The sequence below is a fragment of the Ruegeria sp. AN6 genome, from assembly GCF_056540425.1.
Map to the genome: position 1 here is coordinate 787,852 of NZ_JBQFWR010000001.1, position 13,873 is coordinate 801,724.

15 protein-coding genes are annotated in these 13,873 nt (G+C 56.5%); 7 read left to right on the forward strand and 8 right to left on the reverse strand.

The annotated features are described in order from the left end of the window. Nucleotides 1-63 precede the first annotated feature (63 nt). The 3 genes from mazG to ACR0MQ_RS03890 all read left to right on the forward strand — a co-directional run bounded on the left by mazG (nt 64) and on the right by ACR0MQ_RS03890 (nt 2,369). Nucleotides 64-921 carry a nucleoside triphosphate pyrophosphohydrolase gene (gene mazG, locus ACR0MQ_RS03880; protein WP_170774188.1) on the forward strand — a complete coding sequence of 286 codons (858 nt, stop codon included), beginning with the start codon at nt 64-66 and terminating at the stop codon, nt 919-921. Nucleotides 922-984: 63 nt separating this feature from the next. Beyond that, nucleotides 985-1,923, forward strand: coding sequence for a nucleoside hydrolase (locus ACR0MQ_RS03885; protein WP_170773892.1), 939 nt, complete (start codon nt 985-987; stop codon nt 1,921-1,923). Further along, the gene (locus ACR0MQ_RS03890) at nt 1,920-2,369 is read left to right on the forward strand and encodes a GNAT family N-acetyltransferase (RefSeq protein ID WP_010440479.1); all 450 of its coding nucleotides are present in this window, start codon (nt 1,920-1,922) and stop codon (nt 2,367-2,369) included. The genes ACR0MQ_RS03885 and ACR0MQ_RS03890 overlap by 4 nt, the downstream gene beginning before the upstream one ends. Here the strand turns inward: ACR0MQ_RS03890 and ACR0MQ_RS03895 are convergent. The 6 genes from ACR0MQ_RS03895 to ACR0MQ_RS03920 all read right to left on the reverse strand — a co-directional run bounded on the left by ACR0MQ_RS03895 (nt 2,366) and on the right by ACR0MQ_RS03920 (nt 6,714). Further along, a complete protein-coding gene (locus ACR0MQ_RS03895; RefSeq protein WP_010440483.1) occupies nt 2,366-2,533 on the reverse strand; it encodes a hypothetical protein in 168 nt (55 codons plus the stop codon). The two genes, ACR0MQ_RS03890 and ACR0MQ_RS03895, sit on opposite strands and share 4 nt — an antisense overlap. A 100-nt stretch (nt 2,534-2,633) precedes the next feature. Next, nucleotides 2,634-2,951, reverse strand: coding sequence for a hypothetical protein (locus ACR0MQ_RS03900; protein WP_480606050.1), 318 nt, complete (start codon nt 2,949-2,951; stop codon nt 2,634-2,636). A 135-nt stretch (nt 2,952-3,086) separates the two neighbouring features. After that, nucleotides 3,087-4,364: a phosphopyruvate hydratase gene (gene eno / locus ACR0MQ_RS03905; RefSeq protein ID WP_480606053.1), complete on the reverse strand. Its 1,278-nt coding sequence runs from the start codon at nt 4,362-4,364 to the stop codon at nt 3,087-3,089. 144 nt (nt 4,365-4,508) lie between these two features. Continuing rightward, entirely contained in the window at nt 4,509-5,387 is an 879-nt protein-coding gene (locus tag ACR0MQ_RS03910) for a DMT family transporter (protein ID WP_480606056.1), read from the reverse strand. A gap of 136 nt (nt 5,388-5,523) precedes the next feature. After that, complete coding sequence (locus tag ACR0MQ_RS03915) at nt 5,524-5,937, reverse strand: Fur family transcriptional regulator (RefSeq protein ID WP_010440496.1); 414 nt, start codon at nt 5,935-5,937, stop codon at nt 5,524-5,526. 72 nt (nt 5,938-6,009) lie between these two features. Beyond that, nucleotides 6,010-6,714: an endonuclease/exonuclease/phosphatase family protein gene (locus ACR0MQ_RS03920; RefSeq protein ID WP_029621850.1), complete on the reverse strand. Its 705-nt coding sequence runs from the start codon at nt 6,712-6,714 to the stop codon at nt 6,010-6,012. A 215-nt stretch (nt 6,715-6,929) separates the two neighbouring features. Here ACR0MQ_RS03920 and ACR0MQ_RS03925 point away from each other — a divergent pair, with 215 nt between their 5' ends. Next, nucleotides 6,930-7,841 (forward strand): adenylate/guanylate cyclase domain-containing protein, encoded by a 912-nt coding sequence (locus ACR0MQ_RS03925; RefSeq protein WP_170773885.1) that lies wholly within the window; start codon nt 6,930-6,932, stop codon nt 7,839-7,841. On the opposite strand, the gene ACR0MQ_RS03930 is transcribed toward ACR0MQ_RS03925, so the two are convergent. Next, nucleotides 7,817-9,235, reverse strand: coding sequence for a protein adenylyltransferase SelO (locus tag ACR0MQ_RS03930; RefSeq protein ID WP_480606177.1), 1,419 nt, complete (start codon nt 9,233-9,235; stop codon nt 7,817-7,819). The genes ACR0MQ_RS03925 and ACR0MQ_RS03930 overlap by 25 nt on opposite strands. A gap of 87 nt (nt 9,236-9,322) precedes the next feature. Here ACR0MQ_RS03930 and ACR0MQ_RS03935 point away from each other — a divergent pair, with 87 nt between their 5' ends. Further along, nucleotides 9,323-9,742: a cupin domain-containing protein gene (locus ACR0MQ_RS03935; RefSeq protein ID WP_170470781.1), complete on the forward strand. Its 420-nt coding sequence runs from the start codon at nt 9,323-9,325 to the stop codon at nt 9,740-9,742. A 100-nt stretch (nt 9,743-9,842) separates the two neighbouring features. Here ACR0MQ_RS03935 and ACR0MQ_RS03940 read toward each other — a convergent pair whose 3' ends face one another. Then, the gene (locus tag ACR0MQ_RS03940; RefSeq protein WP_480606060.1) at nt 9,843-10,922 is read right to left on the reverse strand and encodes an anhydro-N-acetylmuramic acid kinase; all 1,080 of its coding nucleotides are present in this window, start codon (nt 10,920-10,922) and stop codon (nt 9,843-9,845) included. Between the two features lie 231 nt (nt 10,923-11,153). Here ACR0MQ_RS03940 and tyrS point away from each other — a divergent pair, with 231 nt between their 5' ends. Both tyrS and ACR0MQ_RS03950 read left to right on the forward strand, forming a co-directional pair. After that, nucleotides 11,154-12,404, forward strand: a complete 1,251-nt coding sequence (gene tyrS / locus ACR0MQ_RS03945; RefSeq protein WP_170773883.1) for a tyrosine--tRNA ligase — start codon at nt 11,154-11,156, stop codon at nt 12,402-12,404. A gap of 254 nt (nt 12,405-12,658) precedes the next feature. Next, nucleotides 12,659-13,744, forward strand: coding sequence for a DUF2652 domain-containing protein (locus ACR0MQ_RS03950; protein ID WP_480606063.1), 1,086 nt, complete (start codon nt 12,659-12,661; stop codon nt 13,742-13,744). The last annotated feature ends 129 nt before the right edge of the window (nt 13,745-13,873 follow it).

The window sequence follows — 13,873 nt, forward strand, 5'->3', positions numbered from 1 at the left end:
GGGTGGACTCCTGATCCTGACTGCGGGATGGATGCATCTGACACCGGAACGAAAGGGTTCGCAATGGCCGAAAATCCTCTGATCCACGACACGGACGCGGGTATCGAGCGTTTGCTGGAAATCATGCGCCGTCTGCGCGACCCTGAAACTGGCTGCCCGTGGGATATCGAACAGGATTTTTCGACAATTGCCCCCTATACGATCGAAGAAGCCTATGAGGTCGCAGATGCCATCGAACGCAAGGCCTATGACGAGTTGAAAGGGGAGCTGGGTGACCTGCTGTTCCAATCCGTCTTCCACGCGCAAATGGCTGAAGAGGCTGGGCATTTCACCTTTCAAGACGTAGTGCGCACCATGTCGGACAAGATGGTTGACCGCCACCCGCATGTGTTCGGTGACGAATCCCGTGACAAGTCCGCCGACCAACAGACGAAGGATTGGGAGACCATCAAAGCCGCCGAACGCGCGGGCAAAGAACAGAAAGGCGCACTGGACGGCGTCGCCACCAACCTGCCTGCTTTGCTACGTGCGCATAAACTGCAGAAACGTGCCGCGCGTGTGGGCTTTGACTGGCCCGACGCCAGCCATGTGCTGGCAAAGATCACTGAAGAGGCCGCCGAGCTGGAAGAGGCGCGCGACAGCATGGATGCCGATGCGCTGGAAGATGAATTCGGTGATCTGCTGTTCGTGATCGTCAACCTCGGCCGCCACTTAGATATCGAACCCGAGGCCGCCCTGCGCCGCACAAACGCCAAGTTCACCCGCCGCTTCGAGAAGGTCGAAGCCCGGCTGGCCGAGCGCGGAAGAACGCCCTCTCAAAGTGATCTGGCCGAGATGGACGCGCTCTGGGATGAGGTGAAAATCGAAGAACATCGCGCCAATGGCAAACTCCCGCCGGTGGATGCCCCGACAGGGGCGTAATTCGGCTAGACAAGTCCCGCAACACTTGCGAGTGTCCCACCTTCACGGCCCTCGGAGATCCCCATGCCCCGTAAAATCATCATCGATACCGATCCCGGTCAGGACGACGCCGTTGCGATACTTCTGGCCCTTGCCAGCCCTGAAGAGATCGAGGTTCTGGGCATCACCGCCGTCGCCGGAAACGTTCCGCTGGAACTTACCGCCAAGAATGCACGCATCGTGTGTGAATTGGCGGGCCATACCGATATCCCCGTCTATGCCGGATGCGACCGACCGCTGAAACGCCCGCTTGTCACCGCCGAACATGTTCATGGCAAAACCGGGCTCGACGGTCCTGTTCTCCCCGATCCTGAAATGCCTCTGGCCGAAGGACACGCGGTCGATTTCATCATCGAAACCCTGCGCGCGCATGAGCCCGGCACGGTCACGCTCTGCCCGCTGGGGCCGCTGACCAACATCGCCTCGGCCTTTCTGAAGGCGCCCGATATCATCGACCGGGTGCAAGAGATCGTCTTAATGGGTGGCGCCTATTTCGAGGTTGGAAATATCACTCCGGCGGCCGAGTTCAACATCTATGTCGATCCGGAAGCGGCTGATATCGTGTTTAAATCCGGAATACACATCGTAGTCATGCCGCTGGACGTGACCCATGACGCGCTGGTCACGCCTCATCGCAACGATGCATTCCGGGCATTGGACAGCAAGGTCGGTCATGCGGTGGCAGAAATGACCGATTTCTTCGAACGCTTCGACAAAGAAAAATACGGCTCGGAAGGCGCGCCCCTGCACGACCCCTGCGTGACCGCCTATCTGATCCGGCCCAATCTGTTCTCGGGCCGCCACATCAATGTTGAGATCGAAACCCAATCAGAACTGACTTTGGGCATGACCGTGGCCGACTGGTGGCGAGTCACCGACCGCGCACCAAATGCTATGTTCATAGGCGACGTAGACGCTCAGGGCTTCTTCGACCTGCTTACAGAAAGGCTTGCCCGCCTATGACTGCCGCACTCCGCCTTGCCCGTCCCGACGATCTGGATCGCCTGATGGCACTGGTCGCAGCGTTTCATTCGGAATCCGGCATCGCGCAGGATGACGAGAAGCGCCGCAACGCGCTGGCCCCTCTGCTGGATGGAATACCGCATGGCTGCATCTATCTGATCGGGCCGGGCCGTGCGCCGCTGGGCTATGTCATCCTCACCTTCGGCTGGTCAGTCGAGTTTGGTGGCATGGACGCATTTGTGGATGAGATTTACATCCGCCCTGCTGTCCGAGGCCGCGGTATCGCAACCGAAGTGCTGCATGATCTCCCCAAAGCGCTGGCCGAAGCTGGCCTGACCGCCCTGCATCTTGAAGTCGACCGCACCAATGAGACTGCGCAGAAACTTTATCTGCGGTCAGGTTTCAAACCGCGCGAACGCTATATGCTGATGAGCAAATTGCTCTAGCGCGATTCACCCCGGAAGATCACAGCGGGATTCACCATGTCCTGCACCGGATCATCCTGCGAGACCTCCATCCCCGTGATCGGATAGGTCCCCGGCTCCGAGCAAGCGGCCAGAAGCCCGACGGAAAGCATTGAAATTACAAGAAAGATCTTTGAAGCAGACATATCGTCCCCCTTTCTGCAATACAGGCAGAATATCGGGGCTTGTTCCGCCGCAATAGGAACAAGTTCACACATAATGATTTTTATGTCGGAATATTCTAGCTTAGAGGCAATTCTTGTTGAACGTCTGTTCCATGGTTTTTAGTTGCCTTGGCACCCGCTTGGGCTGCGGCAACGCGTTGAGCTGCTCGGTTATGTTCTCGCCAGTGTACCAGGAGTCGAACAAAAGGGCTTTGATGTCATCGTCCAGCACCGTATCGGCGACGTTATAAGTACACAGACATTCCTCCATCGTGATCTGCCCGCTGGGATCACCTTCCACCATCTTCTGACACACGGCTTCTGGCGGTCGATCAGCCAACACCAATTGAGGCGAGATTAACAGCGAAACTGCACCCACGATGAGTTTTAGATGGCTCATATGACGTCCTCTCCCATCGACCACCGCGTGATGGCCTATCTCACACAGATTAGACGGAACGACGACAAGACAAAGAAAAAAATAGCCCCGGCGATGACGCCGAGGCCCATTCAAGTCCAAATGTAGAGACGCAGATCAGCGTTTCAGGACAGACGAACCTGCATATTCCGCGACCTCGCCCAGCGATTCCTCAATACGGATCAACTGGTTATATTTCGCCAACCGGTCCGAGCGCGCCAGCGAGCCGGTTTTGATCTGGCCACAGTTTGTCGCGACCGCCAGATCGGCAATCGTGGCGTCTTCGGTCTCGCCCGAGCGGTGCGACATTACGTTGGTGTATCGCGCGCGGTGGGCCATATCGACGGCACGAAGGGTCTCGGTCAGCGAACCGATCTGGTTCACCTTGACCAGCATCGAGTTCGCACAGCCACGCTCGATTCCTTCGGCCAGACGCGCCGGATTGGTCACGAACAGATCGTCGCCGACCAGCTGCACCTTGTCACCGATAGCGTCGGTCAGGGCCTTCCAGCCATCCCAGTCATCTTCGGACATACCGTCTTCGATCGAGATGATCGGGTAATCGTTGACCAGTGCGGCCAGATAGGCGGCGTTTTCATCGGATGTCAGCGAAATGCCCTCACCCGCCAGCACGTACTTACCGTCCTTGAAATACTCGGTCGCGGCGCAATCCAGCGCCAGATGGATTTCCTCACCCGGCTTGTAGCCCGCTTTTTCGATGGATTTCAGAATGAAATCCAGTGCCTCACGAGTCGACGCGATGTTCGGAGCAAAGCCGCCCTCATCGCCCACACCAGTGGCCAGACCAGCCGCTGAGAGTTCTTTCTTCAACGTGTGAAATACCTCAGACCCCATGCGCACGGCCTCACGGATATTCGCGGCCGAGGTCGGCATGATCATGAATTCCTGAATGTCGATCGGGTTATCGGCGTGTTCTCCACCATTGATGATGTTCATCATCGGCACTGGCAATACGCGAGCCGAAGTACCGCCTACGTAGCGATACAGAGGCTGTGTGGTGAAATCCGCCGCCGCCTTGGCCGTCGCCAGCGAGACACCAAGAATGGCGTTCGCACCCAGACGGCCCTTGTTCTCGGTCCCGTCGAGTTCAATCATCGCCTGATCAATGGCCACCTGCTCAGTCGCATCAAAGCCCACCAGTTCTTCGGCTATCTCACCGTTAACGGCAGCGACCGCTTCCAGCACGCCCTTGCCCATATAGCGGGCCTTGTCGCCATCACGCTTTTCCACTGCCTCATAGGCACCGGTTGACGCGCCCGAGGGTACGGCAGCGCGGCCCATAGTGCCGTCTTCCAGAATCACGTCCACCTCGACCGTCGGGTTACCCCGGCTGTCCAGAATTTCGCGTGCGTGGATGTCGATGATCGTGCTCATGATATGGGTCCCGATGATGCCAACAGTTGCATGCCTCATAGCAGCACGCGGCAAAAAGTAAACCGTTTCCGTTATCGCTAACACGTATATTTTTCAGCCTTTAGGGCTAACAGTTTGCTGTTTGCGCCAACAGATCGTGGGTGCTTAGGCGACTGCCAGCGTCCGCGCCAACTGGCGTTCGCGAATGAAGGTGTACAGACCCGACCCGATAATCAGACCGGCACCGGCCAAAGTCATGCTGTCAGGGCGTTCGCCGAACATCAGCATCCCGGCCATGATCGAAAACACCAACCGGGTATATCGAAACGGCGTCAGCGCTGAAGCTTCACCAATCCGCATCGCGGTAACGATGCCATAATAGCCCAAAACGCCGAACCCGATGGCACCCAGATGAGGCCCGATCTGCGCAGGCTGCAGCGGCACGATGGGCTGTGCTGTGAACACCATCAGGGCCGCACCAGCCAGCGCTACTCCGATGTAGGCCTGCAATGCGACGACCGACGAGGCTACACGAACATCCAGCCTGCGTGTGATCAGATCACGCGCTGCGATCGCAACAACCGAAACCAAAACAAACAGAGATTCTGGCTGGAAACCTTCGAGTCCGGGGCGAATGATCATCAAGACGCCGACAAAGCCAATGCCGATGGCGCTCCAACGACGCCAGCCGACCTGCTCGCCTAGAAACAACGCCGCCCCCATGGTGACGAATAGCGGCATCGCCTGAAAAACCGCCGCAACAGTCGACAGATCGACCAATGACAAAGCGGTCACGAAGCTGAGCGCTCCAAAAGCCTCGGTCCCTGCCCGAAGCAGTGGCAGCGGTTCCCACGCGACAGGATCGAAAATGCGTTTACGTGTCACCAACGACATGATTGCAAAGACGGTTCCGCAGAACAGACCCAACACGATCATGATCTGCCCGGTCGAGACACTGACCGAAAGGTACTTGATGAACATGTCCTCAAGCGCGAAGGCTGCCATCGAGCCGATGATCAGCAAAATGCCGTTTACGTTGTTCATGCGCGTTTCCGTTGGAATTGACCGCTAACAGGCGAGTCCTTCCAGCACAAAAATCGTAACCTTCACGACGTCGCAAGCAGTATTGCGACATGTTCGATGATTTCCCGTGCGCCGACCAATCGATTTTCGTGATGAGTCAGTCTTTTTCCAGCGGTACGCCGTACAATTCCAGGCGATGTCCTTTCAGCTTATACCCAAGCTTGGCCGCAATCTTTTCTTGCAGTGCTTCAATCTCGGGGTCTACGAATTCGATCACTTCGCCTGACTGCATGTCGATCAGGTGGTCGTGGTGATCACGCTCTGCGTCCTCGTATCGCGCGCGGCCATCACCGAACTCCAACCGCTCCAATATCCCGGCCTCTTCGAACAGCTTAACGGTGCGATAGACCGTTGCGATCGAAATCCCCGAATCCTCGGCCGAGGCACGGGCATACAGCTCTTCCACATCCGGGTGATCCTCGCTCTGCTGCAAGACCTGGGCGATGGTCCGGCGTTGACCCGTCATGCGCAGGCCCTTGGCTTCGCAACGGGCGATAATCGTATCGGACATGGTGACCCCCGGAACTGTTCGAAACTCTGTCATAGTATGTCTGAGTGCCTTGCGCCACACAGGATTTACGTATCAGGCAGCGCGTCGCAAATCGGCCCAAACCGGCAAATGGTCAGACGCGATGTGCGCCGGTCGCGCATCGTGCACCCCATGCAATGCTGCCTCAAGCCCCTGTCCCACTGCGATCCTGTCCAGCGCGCCCAATGGCTGTGCAGCCGGAAAGCTGGGTACGGGCGGCAAAAACCTCATGTCCGGAGCCAGATGATCCAGAACCGGTTGTCGCGACCATTCGTTGAAATCGCCAGCCCAGACGGTGGGCATATCCTCAAGATCGGAGTCACAGCGCTTGATATGGTTGATTTGCTGGCGTCGCGACGCGGGCAATAATCCCAGATGCATTCCCATCACGCGCAAGGGCCCGATCTGTGTATCAAATTCAACCCGCACAGCACCACGCGGCTCCAGCCCCGGCAATTCGTGATGCCCGGTCCGGCGCACTGCAATTGTGTCTCCACGCCAGATGACGGCGTTGCCGTGCCACCCCAGACTGCCCGCACCACCCAGATCGACAATCTGCCAGCCGGCTTCGTCCAACATGAAATGCGGCAACGCGGCAGGGCGCGGTGGCAAACGTTTGTCGGCCTCCTGCAGCACAACAATATCCGCCTGCATACTCTCAATAACCTGCAATATCCGCTGCGGTTGACGCCGGAAGTCGAGTCCCACACATTTCTGAATGTTGTAACTGGCTAGACGCAGTGTTGACTGAAGGACCATGGGATTCCGATGTTTACTCAAGCACCAAGAGTGCCACGCTCAGCGCCTGGTGCAACATGAAATTCCCGTAGGAACCAGATAGATTGCTTTGGTTCAATCACCACCATTCTACTTAAAATTGCTTTTACCACAATGCGCTCCACCAAAACGCAAATATCGTGTACACGTGCATCTCTATGGGTAAAGTGCCCGTAAAGCCAAGCTAAGGATCAACCGTGAATACAACATTCGCCACCCTGGTAATCGCAGACATTTCAGGGAGCACCCCACTGTACAAAGCAGTGGGCGAAGGCGAAGCGCAGCGTCTTATCCAATTGGAACTTGATCGGCTACGTCGCGTACTTGCAACCCATGGTGGCACACAGGTTGGCCAGAAAGGGGATGATGTTCTAAGCTTTTTCCTGGATCCAAACGCAGCGTTGAATGCAGCGATGAGTCTGATCGAACAGTCCCCGGAAACCTCACTGTCGGTGCATGTTGGTGTACATTGCGGACCGATCGTCATCGCCGAAAAAGGTGTTTATGGCGAAGCGGTGAATGTGACCGCCCGTCTTGCGACGGCCGCCAACCCAGGAGAGGCCTGTGTCAGCAATGGCGTCGCGACGATGCTACAGGAAAACTTACGCCAGATTCTCAAACCGCTTGGGCAACTCAACCTCAAGGGTCTGACAGAGCGGTTCATGGTCTATTCCCTGATGAACCCGGACATGGACCCGTTTACGCAAACCCGATTGCCGCTGTCCCATGGCCGGACCGAAGATCACTGGAAGCCAGCGGAACGTTTGACCCTATTGCTTAGCCATGGAGAGCGCTCATGGCGCTGCCACGAGAACGGCGAGCTGGCAATTGGCCGGTCACAAGATTGCGACGTCGTGCTGTCCCAACCATGGGTGTCGCGCCTGCATGCTGTTCTCAGTATCAAGGATGGCAAGCTGATCCTGTCAGACCGAAGCACATCCGGCACCTATCTGAAATCTGAGGCTGGTCGTGAAATCCAGCTCAAGCGCGAATCCGTCATGTTGGCAGACAGCGGCTGGATTTCTCCAGCGCTGCCCATTGAACAGTCCGAAACCTGCCTGCAGTTCGAGCTTTTGGGCCGCAGTCAGGTACCACAGAACGTGGCATGAACCACTTCGCTCTCGGATGGAGGGCGTGTCAGATCAACCGCATCGGACTGATCCTCGTAGGGTCGTGACAAAACGTCGTTCAAACGATGGAATGGCGCGTAATCTCCCTGAACGGCCGACTGTATCATCTGCTCAATCCGGTGGTTGCGCGGAATGAAAGCCGGGTTTGCAGCACTCATTACGGCGTCAGGAGTATCTTCGCGCTGCAAGCGCGCGCGCCATCCTTCAGCCCATTCGTCATACGCGCCAGGATCAGTGAACTGATCCCGCGCATGATCACCGCCCAGCGCACGAAACGTGTTGGTAAAGTCTGCCTGATTCTGCGCCATCCGCACCAGCAGGTCCGAGATCAGTTCAAGGTCTCCCTCTTCAGCTCGAACCAATCCGATCTTGGCCCGGAACCGCTTCAACCAATGCTCTTGCATCAGGGCAGGCATGGCATGGACAATTTCGGTCGCTTCTTCAACCGCCGCGTCTTTGTCTTCGAACTGCTGGATCAAGGCAGTCGCCAATTGCGCCAGATTCCAGACCGCAATCTCAGGCTGGTTGGAATAGGCATAACGCCCCATCCGGTCAATCGAGCTGAAAACCGTATTCGGATGATAGGAATCCATAAAGGCGCAAGGTCCATAATCTATGGTTTCACCCGCGATCGAGCTGTTGTCCGTATTCATCACCCCGTGAATAAATCCAACGCTCATCCACTGGGCAATCAGTCGCGCCTGCGCATTGCGCACAGCACGCAGCAATCCCATCGGACCTTGTGCGTCCGGATAGTGACGCTGAATAGCATAGTCTGTCAGCTTTCGCAGATTGTCCAACTGTCCTCGGGCGGCAAAAACCTGAAAGGTACCCACGCGTAAATGGCTCTGCGCCACGCGCGTCAGGATCGCACCGGGCATCGGACCTTCCCGTAACACGATCTCACCGGTCTCGACCGCCGCCAGGGCGCGTGTCGTCGGAATGCCCAGCGCATGCATCGCCTCAGACACGACATATTCGCGCAACACCGGCCCTAGCCAGGCGCGCCCGTCGCCCCGGCGCGAAAACGGCGTCTGGCCCGAGCCTTTCAGCTGAATATCCCGCCTGACCCCGTCTGCGCCGATGGTCTCGCCCAACAGAACTGCACGTCCATCTCCAAGCTGGGGGTTATAGGTACCGAACTGATGCCCGGAATACAGCTGCGCCAAGGGCTCGGCACCTTCCGGAACGATATTCCCTGCAAACGCCTGTGCCATCTCTTCAGCCTCATCGAGCGTTATCCGCAATAGCTGTGCCAGATCGGTACTAAACGCAATCAAACGCGGCGCGCGGACCGGTACAGGAGCCTGCCGCGCAAAGAACCCCTCCGGCAGGCGGGCGTAACTATTGTCAAAAGGGATCATCATGGTCATGCGGCAAACATATGCGCTGGTTACACAATTGTCATAGCGGATCATACGACGCCGTGCATAATCAGCGCAATCGAACCCGAGGCCGCCATGAACCCACAAGACATCATCAATCACCTGGATCTGCAACCGCACCCCGAAGGAGGTTGGTTCAAAGAAACCTGGCGGGCCGACAATCCCGGCCGCGCCACCGGTACTTGCATCTACTTCCTGCTGACCGAAGGTCAAAGCAGCCATTGGCACAAAGTCGACGCGACCGAGATCTGGCTCTACCATTCAGGCGCACCGTTGACCTTGTCGATCAGCGCAACCGATGCGGGTCCGGCAATCGCTTACACGCTCACCCCGGACTTGGCCAACGGCGCACCCCAGCTGATTGTTCCCAAGGGGCATTGGCAAGCCGCGCGCAGCACTGGCGCTTACACATTGGTCAGTTGCACGGTATCCCCAGGCTTTGAGTTTGAAGGTTTCGAGCTTGCAGGACCCGACTTCGATATACCCGCAAAATAATAAATACTGGTCCCATAGGATTAACCACCAAACGTATCCGCTTCTTCATCTGGCCCAAAATATCCCGGGGAGGGCGCGCAGCGACCGGGGGCAGAGCCCCCTACCCGCCAATTACCTCACTCCGCGCTGGCGACGACACGACGCCGCCTCCAACCAACGCACTGACCCCGGTTGTACCCGGACCAGATGTTGGTAAGCCCCGCGCCACCCGGACCGCAAGATAGGCAAATGCTTGGGCTTCAAGCATATCGCCGTCCAGACCAACCGCCTCAACCGGCCCTACCGGGCAATCCAGCGATACGCGCAGCATTTCCATCAACACCGGGTTCTTACGGCCCCCCCCCGTCACCAGAATACGCGAAGGTGGCTTGGGGCAATGCTCCATGCCCTGCACAACACCTGCTGCACTCATGCCCGTCAACGTGGCCACCGCATCTGCATCGTTCAATTCTTTCACCAGATCGATCATTTCCGAGAAATCATTCCGATCCAGCGACTTGGGGGGCATACGATTAAAGAAAGGTTCGGCCAAAAACAGCTCCAGCGCACCGGTTTCGACCGTCCCACCACGCGCCAGTTCGCCATCCTGGTCCATCGGCAAGCCCAATCGCGCCTGCATCAGGTCATCTACCGGCGCATTGGCCGGCCCGGTATCGAAAGCCAGCAACGCCCCAGGTGCTTCGGGTCCATCAAATGACGGATCGACATAAGTCAGGTTTCCCACACCTCCCAGGTTGAGGAAGCACATCGGCTCTTGCGCCCCAATCCACTTAGCGCAGGCAAAGTGAAAGAACGGTGCCAACGGTGCCCCTTCGCCGCCCAGCGCCACATCGTCGCTGCGAAAGTCCCAAACCACTGGTAATCCAAGGGCCTGCGACAGGCCCAAACCGTCACCCACCTGCAAAGTCCCACGCCCACGTGGTTCATGCGCCAGCGTTTGGCCGTGGAAGCCGATCAGGTCAACTTCTTCGAATTCAGACAGAACCTCGGCATGCGCGCGAGTTACCAATTCAGCTGCAGTATCGACTTTGGAGCCATGCCACTGCCCGAGCGCTGAGCGCAAGGTCTCACGCTCTTCCTCTGAATACGCCCGGTAGGCAATTGGTCCAAAATCAAAAATTTCCTGCCCATCGGTTTCGATCACTGCCGCGTCGACACCGTCCAGAGAGGTTCCTGACATGGCGCCTAATGATCTGATCGCTCCCGATTTGCTGATGACCCTGCCCACATCGACCTCATTGTTCCGTTCATACACCCGTTTCGCAGGGTTCTGGGCACAACCTGCACGGTAATGCGAAGCCAAGGCAAGACACATCACGCGCGAGCGGCACTTTTCTTGGAAATGGTGCCTTTTCCTTGCCTCTGACGCCGCCTATACAGTGCTCCGCAAACCTAACCCAAAGGGCACGATATGACCTACCACCCCAAATCGGATTTCATCGCCACGATGATCGAGCGCGGCTTTCTCGCCGACTGCACCGATTATCAGGGCCTTGACGACGCGCTGATCTCTGGGGTGCAGACGGCATATATCGGCTATGACGCCACGGCGCAGTCTCTGCATGTGGGTCACTTGATGAACATCATGGTGTTGCGCTGGCTGCAAAAGACCGGTCACAAACCGATCACACTAATGGGTGGTGGCACTACGAAAGTGGGTGATCCGTCATTCCGCTCGGACGAACGCCCATTGCTGGGCCCCGAACAGATCGACGCCAACATCGCGGGCATGAAACAGGTGTTCTCGAAATACCTGTCCTATGATGACAGCGAGACCGGCGCGCTGATGCTGAACAATGCCGAGTGGCTGGACAGCCTGAACTACCTCGATTTCCTGCGCGATATCGGGCGGCATTTCTCAGTAAACCGGATGCTGAGCTTTGAATCCGTGAAATCGCGGCTGGATCGCGAGCAATCACTGTCGTTCCTCGAATTCAACTACATGATCCTGCAGGCCTATGATTTCCTCGAACTGAACCGCCGGTATAGTTGCGTTCTGCAGATGGGCGGCTCGGACCAGTGGGGCAACATCGTGAACGGCATCGACCTGACGCGCCGCGTATTGGATCACGAAATCTACGGCCTGACCACGCCCCTGCTGACCACAAGCGATGGCCGTAAAATGGGCAAGTCGCAGGGCGGTGCCGTGTGGCTGAACGGCGATATGCTGTCGCCCTACGAATTCTGGCAGTTCTGGCGCAACACCACCGACGCTGATGTAGGCCGGTTCCTGAAAATTTTTACCGAGCTTCCGGTCGACGAATGCGATCGCATGGGCGCGCTGCAAGGGTCCGAGGTCAATGAGGCCAAGGTGCGCCTTGCAAACGAAGTCACCACCTTGCTGCACGGTGCCGAAGCCGCAGCAACCGCAGAGGCAACCGCGCGCGAAGTGTTCGAAAAAGGCGGCGTTGGCGGAGACCTCCCGACCCTAACCCTCAGCGCATCGGAACTGGGTGACGGCATGTCCATCGTTCAGTTGATCGTTAAATCTGGCCTCGCCAAATCCGGTAAAGAGGCCAAGCGCCTGATCGCCGAAAACGGCGCCAAGCTGGATGATGCCCCGCTGACTGATACGGGCCTGATGATCGACGCAGGCGCACTGTCATCGCCCATCAAATTGAGCGCAGGTAAGAAGCGCCACGCGCTGGTGAAACTTGGTTAATCCAGTCAAAGAACTTCTATCAAGCATTTGTCCTTTGGAGAAATTGTTGCAGATCGAGTAACTCGATCTGCAATTTTTTTTGCGTTCACGCGACGAAGATCGCTATGGGTCCGAAAGAGAAGATCAATTGTCAGAAACTGGTATCAGCCTGTGCCATTTCTGGTCGTTCAGCTCTTGTTTTTGAACTACGTTGCCCGAAATAGTTTCAAAGTCTACCATGAGTTTTGACGAACGAAATTAGGGATATTGTGATTATGTCTGTTCAGACAGGTTACCTGCTAATCGCCGATATCACCGGTTACACAGGATACTTGACCCGGTCTGAGTTGGAGCATGCCAACCCAATCATCCATTCTTTGCTTGAGGCAATTGTGATGGAACTGAAAGACCCGATGAAGTTGCGAGGCCTCGAGGGTGACGCCGTTCTCGCTTATTCGAGTGGACCGTTCCCTTCAGGTGAAACTTTCCTCAACATATGTGAAAGCCTCTATCGGGCGTTTGCCGAACGCCGTCGAAACATTGTGCAGAACACAACTTGTCCCTGCAATGCATGTCGCAACGTTGCTGATCTCGATCTGAAGATCCTTGCGCATCACGGGAAATTTGAAGAGCTTTCGATTGGCCCGATGAAAGATATTTCCGGTGCTGACGTCATACTCGTGCATCGGATGGCAAAAACCGATGTGAAAGAGGATACAGGTATCCTCAGCTACGCGCTGTTCTCGGAAGACGCGTTCCAGGCAATGGGCATCGAGTCTGAACTCATGAAATACAGCGCTCAGTTCGAGCATTTTGGCGACGTGCCCATGCGGGTCTATGACCTTGCTGCGGCCTGGCAACGATACCGAGAAGTCGCCGGACCTGTCCGCGTTACAGACGAAGAAGCAGTACTCACAACTCGGCACATGCTGAACGCACCCCCGGGAGTGGCTTGGGAAATGCTTACAGATCCCCGGCTCAAGATGCGCTGGATGATGTTGAAGGACGCCTACCGCGAAGGAGATGCATCGCGCACATCGGTGGGCGTTCGTTTGCACTGCATTCATGAAGCCGCACATTTTCAGATGCTGATAGTCGACTGGCAGCCTTTCGAATATGTAACCGACATTCTGCACAACTCCTCCATCGAAGGTCTTACGAATATTGAGACTTATGAATTGGTCCCGACTGAAGAAGGCACCGAAATTGTATTTCGTATGGGCCGACTAACAGACTCTGACGGAAAACATCATCCGGCGGAGGAAGCTGCGGTGATCGAATTATTCGAAAGTTTTTATCCGGTGGCTTTTGGCATTCTCGATGAGATGGCGCTGGAGTTTAATCAAAAGAAACAAGAGTGATAACGCTGAATCTTTGACGACATCTACGCACCTCAATGGGCTGAGAATATCGTACCATCATCGAACAAGATGCTATCTTTGCAATCAGGGTTGTTCACCTAGAGCCAGATTGTACCGGTTGCCCGCAAG